The following is a 17,608-nucleotide window of genomic DNA, read 5'->3' as shown; positions in this document are numbered from 1 at the left end:
CACTCGTTACAAACCGATGATTTCGGCTGTAGCGCGATCAGACAGGGTGTCCTGAACCATCTGGCGAAACGGTTCAAAGCGCTGGCGATTGAAGCGGAACGCCGTACCGACGGTGTGCACCAGCATTTCCCCTCCCAGTATTTGCCAGAAGTAGAGCGCGGGCCTGAGTGCCAGGGTTTTCATCTGCATACTGCACAGCATGATCGTTGCCTCCTCTTCGCTTTGCATTGCACAGGGAATGACCTGAAAGCTTTCAAAGCGACCTGAAACAAACCAGTTGCTGAAAAATGTCTGCGCATGCCCACTGGCCAGAAGACTGTCGAGTGAGCGCTGGTATAACTGGCGAAGCTCAACGGAGTTACTGACAACGGGAAGCCGCAGCGTGCCGATATCCCGGAAACGATGGATTTTTAGCAGTGCCTCTTCAACCCGTGCGTCAGGCTGCCCGCCTGTGGCAGAAATTGTTCGCTGGTAGACGTCCAGCCACGAACGCCAGGCCTGACGCGGGGAATGGAGATCATCGGCAACAAGCCTGGCATGGTGGAGGCAGTCCAGAATGTCCTGCCGCAAAGCCGGGCGGACGTTTTGAGCAAAGGACACCAGATTATTGCCTGACAATAGGCTTTCATCGTGCTCAGGCATCCGCAACCTCCAGTAACGTCTCGATAAGACCGGCACGCCTGGTTGCCAGCGCCGAGCTGATCTTGTCGCGGAACTGTAGATAAACAAGATCCATCAGGTGCAGGGAGTAGAAGGTCAGGCCAATGTTGCCAACCGTACTGGCAGGCTCAAGGACATCGAACAGAAAGCCATCGCTCAGCGGCTGACGGGTGACAAAATGCAGTTGTACCAGCGTCAGGTTATGCTGCTCGTCGATGAAACCTGTTTGCACAGCCACGACGGTCTGCGCCCGTCCGACATGATCCGCCCCCTGCTCAAGCACCTGGCCAACCAGCAATCGAATCGCCGGATTTCCGGAAGGCTTAGCGCAAGTCTGGCGCAATGACCGCTCCGCACGGTCAAGTTCTGCTGGTGTGACTGACACGGCAAGCGCTCGACGAACACTGCTCCATATTGTCTCGGCAGCGTCTGCCTTCAACGGCTCACTGACATGCTCGCTGGCTTTCAGCATCCAGCCAAAGCTCATCGCCGCAGCCAGCCAGGTTTCATTCCATTTATCGAGGCTGGCAAATTTCGGGTGTTTCTTCGATGCGGCCAACTGCACATACAGCATTGAGTCCATGACATCGCTGCGCAAGGCCGTCTGAGTCCGCTCAGGAAAAAACAGCAGACAACCCGCGTTGACCACCCCAGCGTTCAGTTCCTGCTTCATGGGAAAATTCCTTTTATCCCGGAAGCGGAGACGACACGCGTCTCCGCAAATAATCCGTTCAGATCTCGAACGCGTCGATCGCACTCTTGGCGTTATCGCCCAGACGTTGCTGAATCAGCTCGCGATGGCGTGCATACAGGCTGGTGTTCAGCACCAGACTGTCCTCGCCCTTCCAGGTTTTGACGTTGGTGTCCTGCCATTCCCAGAACAGAACATTGGTGACTTCGCTGTCGGTCTGAAAGGTGACTGCGCCCATGGCCAGATTGACGGTGCCATCTGCCGACTCGATGCATGAGGCGATACGAAAACTGCCGCCACGGTGCGCTTTGGTCTGGCTCTCGAACAGGCGCAGCGGCTCTTTTTTGGCACTCAGGGCGGCAACGGCATCAGCGGCGACCTTGAGCATCAACAGCGAGGCAGGGCCAGGCAATGCAGCGGCGGTGATGGCCGAACCGAGAATCTCGAGACCGACCTCGTCCATGCTAAAGCGTTGCTGGGTAGCGCTGTAACGCGAGTAGTTCCAGTGAGTGGACAGCCAGCCGAGCTTGGAAAGCACTTCATTGAATTTGTCGTACCACTGATCGCCCTGGGTTTCGGCGTCGAACGCTTTTTTGGCCACCAGGGTGGCGAACAGAAAGGAGTTCATGACGTCGTCCTTGCTCTGACGCGACACGCCTTCGGCAAAGGCGATCAGGCCGCCTGCGACGACTGCGGCTGTAGCGCCCTCATCACTTCCGGCTGCATCCGTCGCATCGCCGCCCACCAGACGCGATGGGGTATTGCGAGCAGCTGCAAAGGCGGCCAATTGCGGGGAGCAGTCAGCCAGTTCACAGGCAGCGAGGTAATCAAGGTTATCGGTGGTGCTCATAGGGGTTTCCTTTTTCATTTCATTAGTCCGTTAATTCATGCGTCCCGATGGACAGGAGCAAGACTAACGAAATAAAACGGACTGCCTGGAAGCGCCGCCCTGTGTCGATAAATGTCTGCGTCAAATCGCCAGATTGCAGGTTGTTGTGAAGAAGCAACAGGTCGAGCTGCACGTGATCCCCCGACAGATCGGGCACCACAGAGCATTCCACGGGCATACAACGAAATGGACTACAAGGGGGGATAGCTCACAAGCGATTGATTCGCGCGATACGCAGGCAGGAAGTCCGGCTTGCATATCGCGCGTTTACGTGAGGAATTCAGCGTTTTCCCACAACCGGACGCCACCGGTATGACAAGCCAGCAGGCTCAGGCTGTAGGTTTCGCGCCATACCAACGCGGCGTATAGACCCAGTTGCCACCGCTGTTACGAGGGAAGGTGCGGGTCAGCGATGAACCGATCAGCACCATGGTGCGCATGTCCACCTGATCCGGGGTCAGTTCGCCCAGCGTGATCACACGCAATGTCTGACCCGGACGCCCAACGTCACGCCCCAATGTCACGGGCGTTTCGGGAAGCCGATGCTGACGAACGATTTCCAGCGCACGCCCCAGTTGCCAAGGTCGGGAGCGGGATATCGGGTTGTAGAACGCCAGCGCCAGATCGGCCTGACAGGCAAGGTCCAGACGCTTTTCGATGATGTCCCAGGGCTTGAGGTTGTCGGACAGCGACAGCACGCAGAAATCGTGCCCCAGCGGCGCACCCGCCTGAGCGGCAGTTGCCAGGGAAGCCGAGACACCTGGCAGAATCTCCAGCTCGACCGCATGCCAGTGAGGATTATCCGACTCATGCAACGCTTCAAGCACCGCTGAAGCCATGGCGAAAACCCCCGGATCACCGGACGACACCACGACCACCGAGCGGCCTTGAGCCGCCAGTTCGAAGGCATGCCGGGCACGTTGCATTTCTTCACGATTGTCGGTGCAGTGCAGCACCTGATCGGCACGAAACGGCCCGGCCATGCGTACGTAGGTTTCATAACCGAGCACGTCATTGGCGCGTGCCAGCTCGGTTTTGACCGCAGGCACCATCAGCTCGGCTGCACCGGGGCCAAGGCCGATGACGGCGAGGCGACCGCGACCACGGCCAATCTGTTGCACGTTCAGCGGTTGCGTCGCCACGGCAATCGCCATGTCGCTGCCGACGCTGAGTGGCGGCAGCAGTTGCGGCACAGCGCTGGAGGCCATTTCACTGGCCGACCCGGCCTTGTCGAAGCGTACCGGGACCCCCAGCTCGCTGGCGGCCTGGTGCAGCAGCGCGCTGGCCATCTGCTCTTCGCTGGCCAGCAGGCAGGCCAGGGATTGCTCGGCAATGTTCGAGTCGCGCAATGCCGTACGCACATGTGCAGCCAGTTCAGCGGTCATTTCGCTGACGGCGACCAGCACACTGCGCGGGTAAATCAGTAATTCATTGGCCGCAGGCTCACGTAGGGCGCAGCCAACATGAATCGCCAGCTCGGCCTGCGGGTCTTCGGGCAATTGCGCCCGAGCCAGCCACGGGGCCTCGCCTTCGATGCGCACCGGCTCACCGGAGAGCAGGTCGGAGACAAAACGTTTGCCCAGCTCCAGATCGCCCAATGCATAGCCGCTGGGCGGGTTGAGCAAACACGTGCCGAAGCGCAATTCGCCGCTGGTGGTAATGGCCGGTGCAACGCCAAGCCCGCAGGCAATGCTGCGCGCCATGACATTGACCCCGCCCAGACCGCCCAGCAGCGGCACCACGGCGCTGCCGTCCTCAGCCACAGCCAGCACCGGAGGCTCGACGCCCTTTTCCAGCAACAGCGGGGCCAGGGTGCGAATCACGATGCCGGCGGCACACAGGGCAATGATCGGCGTGTTCTGCTGATACAACTGACGCAGCGTGGCACCGAACTCGCTGTACGTATTGTCAGCGCCCTGCACGCGCTCGGCCAGGCCATGAATCAGCGCATCAGGAAACAGCTGCTGAATGCGCTTTGCCGTAGCGAGACTGCCATTACCGAGAATGACGATGGCCGGAGTGTTGGGAGTCATCAGCCTTGCCACCTGTCACCAGGAACGATAATCAGCGAAAAGTACGGCGAAGACATTGGATCGACCTGATCCAGCGGCACTATTTTCTGGTTGCTCATGGTCGCGCGCTCGACATACAGCGCACGCCCGGCCATGCCCAGCTCGGTCAGCACTTCGCGGACCTTGTGGAAGTTGCGACCCAGTTTCATGATCACCGCAGCATCGGCATCGGCCAGCTTGCGTTTCAGATCGTCATGGGACAGCACACCGGACAGCACCGACAGGCTCTGGTTGCGATACACCAACGGCGCGCCCAGTACCGACGCGCCACCGAGCATCGAGCACACACCCGGAATCACTTCAGCCTCGTAGCGCTCGGCCAGGCGGTCGTGCAGGTACATGTAAGAGCCGTAGAAGAACGGGTCGCCTTCGCAGATCACCGCCACATCACGCCCGGCATCCAGATGCGCAGCCACTTGAAGGCTGGACGTGTCGTAGAAGTCACTGATGACTTTCTCGTACGACAACGGCGCTGGCAATGCCTCGGTGGTGACCGGGTAGATCAGCGGCATCAAGGTCTGAACGTCCTGCAGGTGCGCTTCGATGATGCCGAACGCGTTGCCCTTTTTGCCCTTGGCCACGAAGTACGCCACCACCGGCGACTCACGCAGCAGGCGCAAGGCTTTGACGGTAATCAGTTCCGGGTCGCCGGGACCGACGCCCAGGCCAATCAATCGACCGCGCGCCTGCATCATTCGATCTCCGTGGCCAGTGCATTGACAGCGGCCACAGCCATGGCGCTACCGCCACGACGGCCCTGCATGATCACGAATGGCACGCCGCGGCTGTCGGCAGCGAGCATGGCCTTGGACTCGGCAGCGCCGACAAAACCGACCGGGAAGCCGAGAATCAGCGCGGGTTTCGGCGCGCCGGCATCGAGCATTTCCAGCAGGTAGAACAGCGCGGTCGGCGCGTTGCCGATGACCACCACACTGCCTTCCAGGTGCGGACGCCACAGTTCCAGCGCCACGGCGGAGCGTGTATTGCCCAGTTCCAGCGCCATTTCGCGCACACCGTCATCGTGCAATGTGCAGATGATCGGGTTGTTGGCAGGCAATCGGGTACGGGTGATGCCTTCGGAAACCATGCGTGCGTCGCAAAGGATCGGCGCACCGGCGGCCAGGGCGTTGCGCCCGGCGGTACCGGCACCCGGCGAGAAGCGCAGGTCTTCGATGACTTCGACCATCCCGCAGGCATGGATCACGCGCACAGCGAGTTTTTCCAGGTCGGCGGGGATCGTGTCCAGGCGCGCTTCGGCGCGAATGATCGAGAAGGAGTTGCGATATATCTCCTGACCATCGCGGATGTAATCAATCATGCAATGCTGCTCCGTGAGTCGGCGTTCAACTGCGCACCGACTGCTTCAATAGTAAGGTCACGCGCGCGCAGCACACCGAAACCGGAGTGGGTTGCGTCGCGAAAATAAAGGTCGTAGCGGCCGGGCGCAACAGCCAGCAACGTCACCGGCGCCACGTGAGCAGCGGCACACGAACGTGTGCAACCGCTCAAGTGCACGGCCTGACTGACAGCCAGGCCGCTGGCCAGTTGCAGGGCATCGGCCTTGGTGTCGGCCAGCCCCTTTGCACATCCGGCAGACCCGGTGCACGCCACGATCTGCGCCAGCGGCTGTTCGGCCGAACAGATCAGGCCTGCTGCCTGCAGCGCCGCCATCACGGCTGCCGCACGCTCGGCCGGCACGTTGGGCAGCAGCAGGCTTTGCCAGGGCGTCAATCGCAAGGTGCCGTCGCCATGATCGGTCGCCAGCTGCGCCACCGCAGCGAGCATGGGCGCGGTCAGACGACCCAGCGGCACCACGGCACCGACCGCCACCAGGCCTGACTGCGCCTGTGGATAAACACCGATATGCCGATTGCCCTGAACTGCCGGGCGCTGCCAGCCGGTAACCGCGTCATCAACCCGCACCGGGCAGCTCAGCCGAGTAGACAGCTGGCGCAGCAGCGCGTCTGTGGACAGCTCGGCCAGCAAGTGCCGCATCCGGGTGTGCTCCGGGCGAGCCAGATCGAGGAACAGCTCCAGCAACGCGACAACCAACGCCTCTCCAGCCGCCGGCGGTACAGCGGCCAGCGGTCGATCACTGGCCGGACAACCCGCCAGCCCGAACGCCAGCAGCACCTCGTCGCCCGTCTTCAGCGCCGATAACCAGACGTCATGTGGATGCTCCAGCATAACCAGCGCTTCACCGGCATCCAGCGACAGGGCAAACTTGGGCGACAGCTCTTGAAAGCGCGGGTGGTTTTCCAGCGCTCGCAGAATCTGCGCAGCCAATGGCCAGGCATCGAACAGCATGTGCGGATCCAGCCCGGCGGTCGGGCTGAGCATCAGGTTGCGCACATCGTCACTGGCAGGGTTGGCCGGGCCGAGCCCTGCGGCCATCAGCGTTTCAATCAGGCCATCATGATCAGCGCCAATGCCGCGAATCTGCAGATTGGCGCGGTTGGTGGCTTCGATCACGCCCTGTGCATAAGTCTGCGCAGCCTGTGCAACCGCCAGCGCCTGCGCGCTGGTGATGACGCCACCCGCCAGTTTGATCCGGCAGATTCCACCGTCCAGCGCCGGGACGATACGCAGCAACCCCGGACAGGCCGAGGGGCGTAGCGTTACAGACGATGTGCGAACGGACTGCTGCTCGTTCAATGGATCACCCGGTATGAACTGGCTGGAAAACGGATTAGAGCACTTGTACCCCGTCGGGCGCGGTATTATGCCTGCTTTGTCCGCAGGCATGAAAAGGCGCTCTGTCGGAAGTTCGGATTGAGGTGTGTACATGTCGCCGTGGCTGACAGTCGTGGGAATCGGAGAAGACGGTTACAAGGGCCTGGGAAAGAACGCCCGGCACGCGCTGCTGCACGCCGATCAGGTGTTCGGCAGCCCGCGCCAGCTGGCGTTGCTGCCGCCCTGCATTGGCGCCGAACGGCGTGCATGGCCAAGCCCGTTCTCGCTGAACCCGGTGCTGGAGCAGCGCGGTGCCGAGATTTGTGTACTGGCCAGCGGCGACCCCATGCTGTTCGGCGTCGGTGCCAGCCTGGCGCGTGTGGTCGCCATCGAAGAAATGCGCATCCTGCCCGCGCCCTCCTCTTATTCACTGGCAGCTGCACGCCTTGGCTGGCCGTTGCAGGAAGTCGTCACGTTGTCGGTGGTTGCCCGGCCGGTGGCCGCGCTGAACGCGCATTTCCATCACGGCGTGCGCCTATTGGTGCTGAGTAATGACGGCAGTAGCCCAGCCGTGATCGCCGGTCTGCTGCGCGAGCGAGGCTTGGGCCCCAGCCGCATGACCGTGCTGGAGCATCTGGGCGGTGAAGCGGAGCGGCGTGTCGAAGGGCTGGCCAGCGAATGGGGCAATCCTGAAATCGCTGCGCTCAATCTTGTCGCTATCGATTGTCGCGCCGATGCCAGCGCCATTCGCCTGAGCACGCTGGCCGGTTTGCCAGACAGTGCGTTCGAGCATGACGGCCAGTTGACCAAGCGCGATGTGCGCGCCATCACCCTCGCCCGCCTTGCCCCGGTGCCAGGCGCATTGCTCTGGGATGTGGGGGCGGGCTGCGGCTCGATCGGCATCGAATGGATGCGGGCTCATCCGACCTGTCGGGCCATGGCCATCGAGGCCGACGAGGGTCGTCAGCAACTGATTGAATTCAATCGCGATGCGCTGGGCGTGCCCGGCCTGCAACTGGTGCGCGGCAGTGCACCTCAGGCGCTGAACGGCCTGGAACGCCCGGATGCGATTTTCATCGGCGGCGGCGTCACGCGTATCGGCGTGCTGGAAACCTGCTGGGAGCAACTGCGCTCCGGCGGACGACTGGTGGCCAACGCCGTGACCCTGCAAAGCGAGGTCGCACTGATGGCCTGGCGCGAGCGGCATGGCGGCGAACTGACGCGCATTCACGTCGCGCATGCCCAGCCTCTCGGCGAGTTCGACACGTGGCGTCAAGCACTGCCGATCACTCTGCTGGACGTAGTCAAACCCTGATGCGCGAAGAGACCGCCGAACAACCGGCCCCGCTGCGCAGCGGCCTGACCACCGGCAGTTGCGCGACCGCGACCAGCCTGGCGGCAGCGCGATTGCTGCTCAGTGGGCAGATAAGCGATGCGGTGGAGATTGTGTTGCCCAAGGGCAAGCAGGTGCAGATGCGCCTGGAATTCTGCCGGCGTGTGGATAACTTCGCCGAAGCCGGAACGCTCAAGGATGCCGGTGACGACCCCGACGTCACCCACGGCGCACTGGTGTTTGCCCGCGTCAGGCAGGAAGCGGCCCCCGGCGTGCGTTTCGTGGCGGGCGCAGGTGTGGGCAGCGTAACCCGCCCCGGTCTGGTGCTGGCGGTGGGCGAGCCGGCCATCAACCCGGTGCCTCGACGCATGATGACCGAGCACCTTCTGCGGCTGGCAGAAGAACTCGGCTACAGCGGTGGTTTCGAGGTCACGATTGGCGTCGAGGGCGGCGAAGCGCTGGCGCTCAAGACCATGAACCCGCGTCTCGGCATTCTCGGCGGATTGTCGATTCTGGGCACCAGCGGGATCGTCCGGCCGTTTTCCTGCGCGGCCTACATCGCCTCTATCCATCAAGGCATCGACGTCGCCACCACCAATGGCTATCGGCATATCGCCGCCTGCACCGGCAATGCCAGCGAAGACACCATGCGCCGCGTCTACAACATTCCGGATATCGCCCTGATCGAGATGGGCGACTTCGTGGGCGCGGTACTCAAGCACCTGCGCAAGGTGCCTGTGGATAAGTTGAGCCTGTGCGGCGGCTTCGGCAAGATCAGCAAACTGGCCGCCGGGCACATGGACCTGCACAGCCGCCATTCAAGCATCGACCTGCCGCAACTGGCGCTCTGGGCGGCGCAGGTCGGCGCGGACGCGGCCTTGCAGCAACAGATTCTTCACGCCAATACCAGCCAGCGGGCGCTGGCGATGTGCGCGGCGGCGGGCGTGCCGCTGGGCGATGAAGTGTGTCGTCATGCACTGGCGTTTGCCCGCAGCGTGGTGCCTGCCACTGTTGAGGTCGAGGTGTTCGCCATCGACCGTCAGGGCGGGGTCGTCGGTCAGGCAGGCGTTGCGTTATCGAAGGAACACACATGAAACGAATTCTGCTGTTGGGCGGCATTACCGAAGCGCTGGCGATTGCACGCAAGCTCGGGCCTGAGCACATCTACAGCCTGGCGGGCGTTGGCCGGGTGCCGACCGATCTGGCCTGTCAGTTGAAAGTCGGCGGCTACGGCGGCGCAGAGGGCATGGCGCAGTACATTCGCGACCAGGGTGTTGATCTGCTGCTTGATGCTACCCATCCGTATGCCGCGCAGATCAGCCGCAATGCCGCGCTGGCGGCCCGGATTGCTGGCATTCCCTGCTGGGCCTTGCGCCGCACGGCATGGCAGCCCGGCCCCGACGATGACTGGCGCGAAGTGGCCGACTGGTCAGCGCTGGTCACGGCACTGGCCCCTTTCAAGCGCCCGCTGTTCACGCTGGGTCGCGAGCCCTTGCAGCATCTCAATGAAATCCCGAAACATCAGTTCTGGACACTGCGTGCACTGGACAGCTACCCCGGCAACGACCGCTGCGAAGTGATCGGCGCGCGCGGTCCGTTTGTGCTGGAAGACGAACGCCAACTGTTTGAACAACGCAATATCGACGTGCTGATCAGCAAAAACAGCGGCAGCAGCTCCACCGAACCCAAACTGGACGTCGCCCGCGAACGCGGCCTGCCCGTCCTCATCCTGAAACGCCCGCAGTTGCCTGACGTGGACAGGATTTTGTGGAGCGTGGATGAGGTACTTGGGGTGTTGGGGCTTGCTGAAACCAGCCCAAAACCACGATAGTTCTCGTTCCGCACGCTCCAGCGTGGGAATGCATTTCCGGACGCTCTGCGTCCGATCTTGATGGGGGAAGCAGAGCCTCACGAAATGCATGCCAACGCGGAGCATTGGCACGAGATTTAGAGAGCTCTGTGAAAGGGAGCAACCATGAACAAGGAGACGACACCGTTCGATACCGTCGACTATTTGAAGACACCTGAAGATATGGCCAATTATCTGGATGCGTGTCTTGAAGAGGATTCAGGAGTCGGGTTGCTCGTAAGGGCAGCGCTGAACGAAATAGCACGCTTGTCCGTCCCTCTTGCCTAAAACACCTGAACGCCACCGGAGAATCACCCCCATGCTCAAAAAAGCACTCCTGCTGGCCGCATTTTTGCTGCCGGCCTGCTTCGCCCAGGCCCATGAGTACAAGGCAGGGTCGCTGCTGATTGGCCATCCGTGGTCGATGGAGTTGCCGCCCAATGCGCCCACTGTGGCGACGTATTTCATTATCGAGAACAAAGGCGACAGCGCCGACCGGCTGATCGGTGTCGACACGCCCATCGCCGGGCAGGCGCAATTGCATGAGCATGTACACGCCGACGGGCTGATGAAGATGCAGCATGTTGAGGCGGTCGATATTCCGGCAGGGGCAAAAGTGAGTTTCGCGCCGATGGCCTGGCATGTGATGCTGCTGGACCTCAAGGATCGCTCGAAACTGAGGGTCGGCCAGCGCTTCCCGATGACCCTGCATTTTGAAAAGGCAGGCGATGTAGAGGTGCAGGTCGTGGTACAAAAGCAGGCTCCGGAACACCAGCACTGAGTAACCGTTCAGATTGAGCGCCACACGCCGCAACGACAGACCACCCGCGCCCCGTCACTACCGGGGCGCATGGCTGAGCCTGTTCGCCATGTTGATGATCTTTATCGGCCCACTGGTTTCCCAGTCGATGCCGATGGATCAGCACGCCGGCATGTCCATGTCCATCCCAGCCACGATGGACATGTCTGCCGACAGCCACGCCCACCACGGCAGCGAGCACGCCATGCCTGCCGACACCGGCATGAGCGATCACGCGCTGTGGGCCAAATGCGGTTATTGCACCCTGCTGTTCAGTTGCCCGGCGCTGCCCCAGGTAGTGGAGCTGGTTGCGGCGCCCCCGCCAAGGCCCGGTGACTTCTTCGCGCTGGCGCCACTGCACGGCCATGCACGCAAATCGATTTTCCCCAACGCCCGAAGCCGGGCGCCGCCAACGTTCATCACGGCATAACCGCAAAAAAGATTTCACGATCGCGCGTGGCCCAGGGCTGCGCGCGATTTGTGCTGTGTAATCCCTACTGGGGAGTGTTGAACGTGTCCAAACCTGTTGTCTCTTTTTATAACCTGGCCTGGCGATGGCATTTCTACGCCGGGCTGTTCGTCGCGCCGTTCATGATCCTCCTGTCGCTGACCGGGATCATCTACCTGTTCAAGCCGCAGCTGGACAACCTGATGTACAGCGACCTGCTGAACGTGGCACCGGCCGAGCATCGCCTCAGTGCCGACGAGCTGCAACAGAGGGTGCTGAATACTTATCCACAAGCCACCATCGGCAAGTATTTCCCACCGACGAGTGCCAGCGGCAGCGCGCAGTTTGTGGTCAGCGAGCAGGGTCAGGAGGTGAATGTCTTCATTGATCCTTATCGCGGCGAAGTGCTTGGCACTCAGGACGCGAAGCAAAACCTGCAAGCCATTGCCCGTGCACTGCATGGCGAACTGATGATCGGCACACTGGGCGACCGGCTCATCGAGCTGGCGGCGGGCTGGGGCATCGTACTGGTGGTCTCAGGCCTTTATCTGTGGTGGCCCAGGGGTCGCTCGGCGGCGGGTGTGTTCTGGCCGCGCCTGACCGCCAAAGGGCGCGTGCTGTGGCGCGATCTGCACGCAGTGACCGGCTTCTGGGGTGCATTATTGCTGCTGTTCATGCTGTTGAGCGGCATGACCTGGACCGGCATGTGGGGCAAGCAATACGCCGCGGTGTGGAATACCTTCCCGGCAGCCATGTGGACTGACGTCCCCAAGTCCGACAAGCAGGCTGGCGAGCTGAACAATGCCAGCGTGCAAACCGTGCCGTGGGCAATGGAGAACACACCGATGCCGGTTTCGGCCGGTGAACACGCCGAGCACATGGACCACATGCACATGTCCAGCGCACCGGCTGCGCCGACCGTGTCGCTGCAAAAGGTCGTAGACATTGCACGCGCCAGAGAAATCGTGCCGGGTTACAGCATCACTCAGCCCAAGACCGCCGATGGCGTGTTTACCGTGTCGGTGTTCGCCGACGACCCGCGCGATGACGCAACGCTGCACATCGATCAGTACACTGGCAAGGTGCTGGCCGATGTCCGTTATGTCGATTACAGCGCAGTGTCCAAAGCCACCGAGCTGGGCGTGATGCTGCATGAAGGCAAGTTTTTCGGCTGGGTCAACCAGTTGCTGATCCTGCTGGTGTGCCTGCTGGTGTTGCTCAGTTCGGTCAGCGGGCTGGTGATCTGGTGGAAACGCCGACCTCAGAGCGGGCTGGGTGTGCCGCCGTTGCGCCACGACCTGCCACGCTGGAAAACCGCGACCGTGGTGATGATTGCGCTGGGAGTACTGTTCCCTCTGGTGGGCATTTCGATGCTGTTTGTCTGGGTGCTTGATCGAATAGTGCTTTCGCGCTTTGCCAAACGGGCGGCAACAGCTTAGATTGCTCCCTGCGGGGCCTGAAACCATTGAGTGGCGTTGTGATGAATTCCTCCTCATACCCGGTTTCAGGCCTCGCCTCTCGCCCTGCCAGGGCTGCAGCCCGAAGATCGGTCCTACTTTGCGCATCGACGATGCCACAAGCATCGACAAGCCACGCCCGACAGCGCCTTGCCGCCAACCCTGACTATATGAAATGAACCGCCTGGCCATTGCCTCGAGCGGATCATCCATCATGCAGACGAATCGGCACCATGAACTTACCGCTCACCACATCAGCCCCACCTCTACCCGCCTCGCTTGCCAGCGATACCTATCCACCCGATTTCAGCAAGACGACGCAAGAACTGGCCCGTGACCTGCTGCACCCGCTCAAACCCGAGCTGGATGTCGAGACGACCTGGCTGACCTACCGTGACAGCGAGGTCGAATTCGACCACGGTAGCAACATACACAGGGTTCCACTGATCCCTGGCCTGATCGAATATTTCACCGGCCATTTGCAATGGATCGACAATGATGTAGTCGCTCTCCATCCGCCTCTCGACGCTCGTTCCCCAACGCCTGACACACAGCAGCCTGACATCGAGCCGCCAGCCATTAAGCCGTTGGGGCGGGCAGCGACTGTAGCGTTCTTTACCCAGGTCAGCGAGCAACTGGAGCAGCGCTACACCGCTAAACTTGCAGACTACTGGAGCACTGCGACGCTGAATGGCGAAACCCGGAGCAGCCGGTTTGTCGCTGAGCAGATCGAGTGCCTGACATCCGAATGTGCGGTGCTGATCGCCTTGGGAAAGATGACGACCGGGCACTACAGCCTGCTTTCGGCCGCCCTTGGGCCATGTGCCACAAATGCGACCGCAGGTCTCGCAGACTTACAGCCGCACAGTGTTTACAGCCTGTCGGCACAAGACGGCGACGGCCCCTCGCTGTCGCTTTACGGTGCGTTTGCCATTGCCCGGCGTCTTCGTGATGCGCCGGTCCAGCTTGACCTGGAAGAGCTGGAAGATGTCCTGCTGTTTACGCCCCATGACGGGCTGGAAGCATTTGCCTCATTGAAACAGTTGAATGACGCCCTTGTTCAGCGAGTGACTGAACCCAAGTACAGAGGACGTTTGGGCGACGGCGTCAGCACCGGGCAGGCAAGCCCCACCGAACCCACCCCCATCTTGCAATGGCAATACACCCTGATGGACGGCAATTTTCTCAGCCTGCTGCTTGCCCGGCAGGTTGTCGCGCAGCAGTCGGTCTTCGCTCAGGCTGTACAGCTGGCCCGCTCTCAGCAGATGGACGCGGTCTGTTTCAAGCAATCGATAGCGAGTTTGCTGAAACCCAGGATTTACTTCGACAACCACTGGCGACTCGACGGGTTCGACAGCGATCTGGTGCAAAACCAGATGCCCGATTGGTGGAAAACCATGACGCTGACGCAGCGTCAGGCATGGCATCGCGAGGCACAGCGGTTTGGCGAGCAGGTGGTGAACATGCGCAAAGCCAGCAAGGAGCACTTCGGCCAAGCGGAAAATGACAGCCGCACCTATCCGACGCGCTTTATCGACCAGCAACTGGCTCAACTGCTGAACCGGCTATCCATCGCTGCAACGGCGCAACAGATCAATATTTCACTGACCTACAGGACGGGCACCGAAGTGCTCGAAATTCCCGGCGCGCCTGTATTGCCAGAAACCGAGACCGAGAACGTTTCACTCAGGCAACTGGTGCATACCCAGGCCCTGCGCACCAAGGCCAAGGATGCCGTGCTTCTACGCGCTGTCGACGCCGAAGGCATCCCCCTTGCGCACTTGGACAAGCAGGCCGTAACCGAGCTGATTGCCACGCTGGAAGATCCCCGATACCTCAGTGATTACCTTGACCTGCACCTGAAAACCTCGGCGTATGCACAGCAGCTCAAGCGGTCAGAAAAAGCCATGTTGCAAGCTCAGATGAAGATGGCGCTGCTGGAGATCGAGCAACAGGCTTTTGCACCAGCCGGTCGCGAGTGGATCAAGGCTGTGCTGGATTCGCCAGCCCCCCAAGGACGTCGAACCATGGCAGGGGAAAGCATTGAAGTCCGTTTTTTCAGCGTCAACCAATTCAAGATGACCAATGTCATGCTGATTGCTCCAGCCGGTAAATTCGAGAAGGGGCCGCTGGTGCTTTGCACGCTGGATGCTTCCGACGGTGTGGTTTTCCGCTGGTTTAACAGCATGTATCACCTGACCACCAGCTTTCTGGAAGAGGCACCCTTCCAGCAGTATCTGATTCAGCAAATACCGGTTTCCAGGCGTCTTGAGACGCTGCATGCCATGCAGTACGAAAAGGAAGCCAAGCATTGGCGTCCGCCAGAAGTATTCACCCAACTGACGCTGCTACCGATCCCGTCAAGGCTGCTGCGCCCAGTCGTGTTTGTCAGCCAGAGCAAAGACATTTACGAGGAAAATCACGAGACCAAGATCAACCATCTGATCAACGAAGCCAAACGGCAGATGAGCCTGTCCACCGGTACAGGGCAATCGGGTCGGGGCTTCGATCTGATCGCGAGCATTGCGATTCTGTTTCTGCCTGGCGCGATCATGATGCCTGTCTCGCTGGGCGCTGGCCTTTACAAAACCTGGAGCGCTTTTTCGAAAATCGATGAAAACGACCTGGAAGGTGCCGCCGAGGAGTTTCTGAGCGCCCTCAGCTATCTTGCCATTACCTTGGTCGGCCATTTGGCGCTGGCCTTGAAACCGGCAGGAAGCGCAGCAAAAACGGTGAGACGTCCGCACCTGGTACGCAGAGTCGGTCGTGATGGGCAGGCACAGATCGGCTACCTCCTGTCGCATTCAAAAGCGCCGCGTTTCCCAGACTCGAAATTGATCGCTGCAATGGACCCCAAACGCTTCGTCGCCATTGAGGTAGAAGGCCAGACCTGCTTAATAAGCCGGCGGGCCAACCTGTTCGGCCACTCACGCCTTTATCGGGTAAACCCGATGGATGCAACGCAACTGGTGCACGAGCAGGAGTTTGCCTTGCGCAGCACCAACGGCACCTGGAAAATCGTGGGCAAACAGATCCTGCGCATGAGTCAGTCCGCAATCCGCAATGCCCAGGCTCAGCTGACCAGCCTGACAAATCTCTGGCCGGCGTCTCTGGAGGAAGCAAGTAGCGCCGAACGCTTGAGTTTCGAGACCGACTACCTGGCGCTGGCCCAGACATCCAACGCAGAAAACTATTCCGAAATAGTCGCCTACGTGGAAAGCGGTTCAACAGACATCAACCCGCTGCTGCGAAGCGGCGTGCGCAACGCCACCACGCGCAGATTTTTACGTCAGTTCCATAAACTCAATGCGTGGGAAGGCACTGCCTTTCGCGCCACCTATGTGTCCAGCGACGGGGTGGCATGCCTTGAGCGCGAAGTGGGTTCGGTGTTCACCGACAACGGCGTGCAGTCTGCATCGGTGTCGCGAGCCAATGCCTCCAGATGGAGCCAGGACGGGTTCGTGAGCAGCAACGCCAATGCCGCAAACCACCCGGTGTTCTTCATCTTTGCACCGGGAGTGCCCAAGAAGAACATGTTCACCGGCTTTCTTGGCGATCACGTGGCAATCCCGCCAGGCACGTGCGTGCAACTGGGTGCGACCAAGCGGATAAACGGACAGCTGTTTGCCTGGTTCGATGCGCCCGAACAAATGGTCGATCAGACCTACGATCTCTATACAGGAGAACAGGAACTCTGGGTCTGAAACCCGCAAGCGACTGATCCTGGAAGCCGGCCATTCCTGGCCGGCGCTCCTGCAAAGCAGCTTTGCACCATTGCAGAGCCCGGAGCGCACGCCGAGCAAAGCCGGGGTCCACCTTGGTGCACACCCTCCTCACCCCACGACACATTCGTTCCATTTTGCGACCTGCGGGCCTTGGCCCAGACCTTGCTAAAGCTTGTAGCGGGCAACGTAATGCACCGCCGCAGAACCATCAAAACAATGAAGGGAGCCAGTCAATGAAGCGTCGCAGCCTGATCAAAGCCTTTACCCTGTCCGCATCGATCGTCGCCATGGGGCTGACCTGGACCGTTCAGGCTGCCGAGACCATCAAGGTCGGCATTCTGCATTCGTTGTCCGGGACCATGGCCATCTCCGAGACCTCGCTCAAAGACATGGCCTTGATGACCATCGACGAAATCAACGCCAAAGGCGGCGTCAACGGCAAAATGCTCGAAGCTGTGGTCGTGGACCCGGCCTCCAACTGGCCGCTGTTCGCAGAAAAAGGCCGTCAGTTGCTGACTCAGGACAAAGTGGCGGTGGTCTTCGGTTGCTGGACCTCGGTGTCACGCAAATCCGTATTGCCAGTCTTTGAAGAACTCAACGGCCTGCTGTTCTACCCGGTGCAGTACGAAGGCGAAGAAATGTCGCCCAACGTGTTCTATACCGGTGCAGCGCCTAACCAGCAGGCCATTCCTGCGGTCGAGTACGTGATGAGCGAAGACGGCGGCTCGGCCAAGCGTTTCTTCCTGCTGGGCACCGACTACGTCTACCCGCGCACCACCAACAAGATTCTGCGTGCGTTCCTGCATTCCAAAGGTGTGGCGGACAAGGACATCGAAGAGGTCTACACCCCGTTCGGTCACTCCGATTATCAAACCATCGTGGCCAACATCAAGAAGTTCTCAGCCGGTGGCAAGACGGCCGTTATCTCCACCGTCAACGGCGACTCCAACGTGCCGCTCTACAAGGAACTGGCCAACCAGGGCCTGAAAGCCACCGACGTACCGGTTGTAGC

At 60.7% G+C, this 17,608-nt stretch carries 15 protein-coding genes and 1 pseudogene; 9 read left to right on the top strand and 7 right to left on the bottom strand.

The window, feature by feature from the left end; translation table 11 throughout:
- Nucleotides 1-6 precede the first annotated feature (6 nt).
- From QRN38_RS19875 to cobG, 7 genes are all read right to left on the bottom strand, one after another.
- Nucleotides 7-642, bottom strand: a complete 636-nt coding sequence (locus QRN38_RS19875) for a hypothetical protein (RefSeq protein WP_057417869.1) — start codon at nucleotides 640-642, stop codon at nucleotides 7-9.
- Nucleotides 635-1,333, bottom strand: a complete 699-nt coding sequence (locus tag QRN38_RS19870; protein ID WP_032710207.1) for a hypothetical protein — start codon at nucleotides 1,331-1,333, stop codon at nucleotides 635-637. Before QRN38_RS19870 ends, QRN38_RS19875 begins: the two co-directional genes overlap by 8 nt.
- 58 nt (nucleotides 1,334-1,391) lie before the next feature.
- Entirely contained in the window at nucleotides 1,392-2,219 is an 828-nt protein-coding gene (locus tag QRN38_RS19865; protein ID WP_044391804.1) for a hypothetical protein, read from the bottom strand.
- A 350-nt stretch (nucleotides 2,220-2,569) separates the two neighbouring features.
- Entirely contained in the window at nucleotides 2,570-4,273 is a 1,704-nt protein-coding gene (gene cobJ, locus QRN38_RS19860) for a precorrin-3B C(17)-methyltransferase (protein WP_057417870.1), read from the bottom strand.
- Complete coding sequence (locus QRN38_RS19855; protein WP_054090356.1) at nucleotides 4,273-5,004, bottom strand: precorrin-2 C(20)-methyltransferase; 732 nt, start codon at nucleotides 5,002-5,004, stop codon at nucleotides 4,273-4,275. The genes cobJ and QRN38_RS19855 overlap by 1 nt, the downstream gene beginning before the upstream one ends.
- Nucleotides 5,004-5,630: a precorrin-8X methylmutase gene (locus QRN38_RS19850; protein WP_005763134.1), complete on the bottom strand. Its 627-nt coding sequence runs from the start codon at nucleotides 5,628-5,630 to the stop codon at nucleotides 5,004-5,006. The genes QRN38_RS19855 and QRN38_RS19850 overlap by 1 nt, the downstream gene beginning before the upstream one ends.
- Nucleotides 5,627-6,967: a precorrin-3B synthase gene (cobG, locus tag QRN38_RS19845; RefSeq protein WP_174518899.1), complete on the bottom strand. Its 1,341-nt coding sequence runs from the start codon at nucleotides 6,965-6,967 to the stop codon at nucleotides 5,627-5,629. The genes QRN38_RS19850 and cobG overlap by 4 nt, the downstream gene beginning before the upstream one ends.
- A 130-nt stretch (nucleotides 6,968-7,097) precedes the next feature.
- Here cobG and QRN38_RS19840 point away from each other — a divergent pair, with 130 nt between their 5' ends.
- From QRN38_RS19840 to QRN38_RS19800, 9 genes and pseudogenes are all read left to right on the top strand, one after another.
- Nucleotides 7,098-8,300, top strand: a complete 1,203-nt coding sequence (locus QRN38_RS19840) for a bifunctional cobalt-precorrin-7 (C(5))-methyltransferase/cobalt-precorrin-6B (C(15))-methyltransferase (protein WP_005763130.1) — start codon at nucleotides 7,098-7,100, stop codon at nucleotides 8,298-8,300.
- Nucleotides 8,300-9,412 (top strand): cobalt-precorrin-5B (C(1))-methyltransferase, encoded by a 1,113-nt coding sequence (locus QRN38_RS19835; RefSeq protein ID WP_285362455.1) that lies wholly within the window; start codon nucleotides 8,300-8,302, stop codon nucleotides 9,410-9,412. Before QRN38_RS19840 ends, QRN38_RS19835 begins: the two co-directional genes overlap by 1 nt.
- Nucleotides 9,409-10,149 (top strand): cobalt-precorrin-6A reductase, encoded by a 741-nt coding sequence (locus QRN38_RS19830; protein ID WP_005763127.1) that lies wholly within the window; start codon nucleotides 9,409-9,411, stop codon nucleotides 10,147-10,149. The genes QRN38_RS19835 and QRN38_RS19830 overlap by 4 nt, the downstream gene beginning before the upstream one ends.
- Nucleotides 10,150-10,293: 144 nt before the next feature.
- Nucleotides 10,294-10,434 (top strand): annotated as a pseudogene (locus tag QRN38_RS19825) (helix-turn-helix domain-containing transcriptional regulator); the annotation flags it as partial.
- A gap of 52 nt (nucleotides 10,435-10,486) precedes the next feature.
- Nucleotides 10,487-10,948 (top strand): copper chaperone PCu(A)C, encoded by a 462-nt coding sequence (locus QRN38_RS19820; RefSeq protein ID WP_024666470.1) that lies wholly within the window; start codon nucleotides 10,487-10,489, stop codon nucleotides 10,946-10,948.
- A 13-nt stretch (nucleotides 10,949-10,961) separates the two neighbouring features.
- Entirely contained in the window at nucleotides 10,962-11,396 is a 435-nt protein-coding gene (locus tag QRN38_RS19815) for a DUF2946 domain-containing protein (protein WP_054090172.1), read from the top strand.
- 83 nt (nucleotides 11,397-11,479) lie between these two features.
- On the top strand, nucleotides 11,480-12,853 hold the full coding sequence (locus tag QRN38_RS19810; protein WP_044391811.1) for a PepSY-associated TM helix domain-containing protein: 1,374 nt from the start codon (nucleotides 11,480-11,482) through the stop codon (nucleotides 12,851-12,853).
- Between the two features lie 251 nt (nucleotides 12,854-13,104).
- The gene (locus QRN38_RS19805; protein ID WP_054090173.1) at nucleotides 13,105-16,575 is read left to right on the top strand and encodes a dermonecrotic toxin domain-containing protein; all 3,471 of its coding nucleotides are present in this window, start codon (nucleotides 13,105-13,107) and stop codon (nucleotides 16,573-16,575) included.
- A 254-nt stretch (nucleotides 16,576-16,829) separates the two neighbouring features.
- Nucleotides 16,830-17,608: transporter substrate-binding protein (locus tag QRN38_RS19800; RefSeq protein WP_285362454.1), on the top strand; the 779-nt coding region annotated here is incomplete at its 3' end.

This window comes from Pseudomonas sp. CFBP2511, assembly GCF_030209255.1.
GTDB classification, from domain to species: domain Bacteria; phylum Pseudomonadota; class Gammaproteobacteria; order Pseudomonadales; family Pseudomonadaceae; genus Aquipseudomonas; species Aquipseudomonas avellanae.
This window is presented reverse-complemented; position numbering and strand designations above follow the sequence as displayed.

Coding starts and splice junctions, on each gene's coding strand:
- QRN38_RS19875 (WP_057417869.1), bottom strand. CDS start 642: ATGCCTGAGCACGATGAAAGCCTATTGTCAGGCAATAATCTGGTGTCC.
- QRN38_RS19820 (WP_024666470.1), top strand. CDS start 10,487: ATGCTCAAAAAAGCACTCCTGCTGGCCGCATTTTTGCTGCCGGCCTGC.
- QRN38_RS19850 (WP_005763134.1), bottom strand. CDS start 5,630: ATGATTGATTACATCCGCGATGGTCAGGAGATATATCGCAACTCCTTC.
- cobJ (WP_057417870.1), bottom strand. CDS start 4,273: ATGACTCCCAACACTCCGGCCATCGTCATTCTCGGTAATGGCAGTCTC.
- QRN38_RS19830 (WP_005763127.1), top strand. CDS start 9,409: ATGAAACGAATTCTGCTGTTGGGCGGCATTACCGAAGCGCTGGCGATT.
- QRN38_RS19870 (WP_032710207.1), bottom strand. CDS start 1,333: ATGAAGCAGGAACTGAACGCTGGGGTGGTCAACGCGGGTTGTCTGCTG.
- QRN38_RS19865 (WP_044391804.1), bottom strand. CDS start 2,219: ATGAAAAAGGAAACCCCTATGAGCACCACCGATAACCTTGATTACCTC.
- QRN38_RS19805 (WP_054090173.1), top strand. CDS start 13,105: ATGAACTTACCGCTCACCACATCAGCCCCACCTCTACCCGCCTCGCTT.
- QRN38_RS19835 (WP_285362455.1), top strand. CDS start 8,300: ATGCGCGAAGAGACCGCCGAACAACCGGCCCCGCTGCGCAGCGGCCTG.
- QRN38_RS19840 (WP_005763130.1), top strand. CDS start 7,098: ATGTCGCCGTGGCTGACAGTCGTGGGAATCGGAGAAGACGGTTACAAG.
- QRN38_RS19855 (WP_054090356.1), bottom strand. CDS start 5,004: ATGCAGGCGCGCGGTCGATTGATTGGCCTGGGCGTCGGTCCCGGCGAC.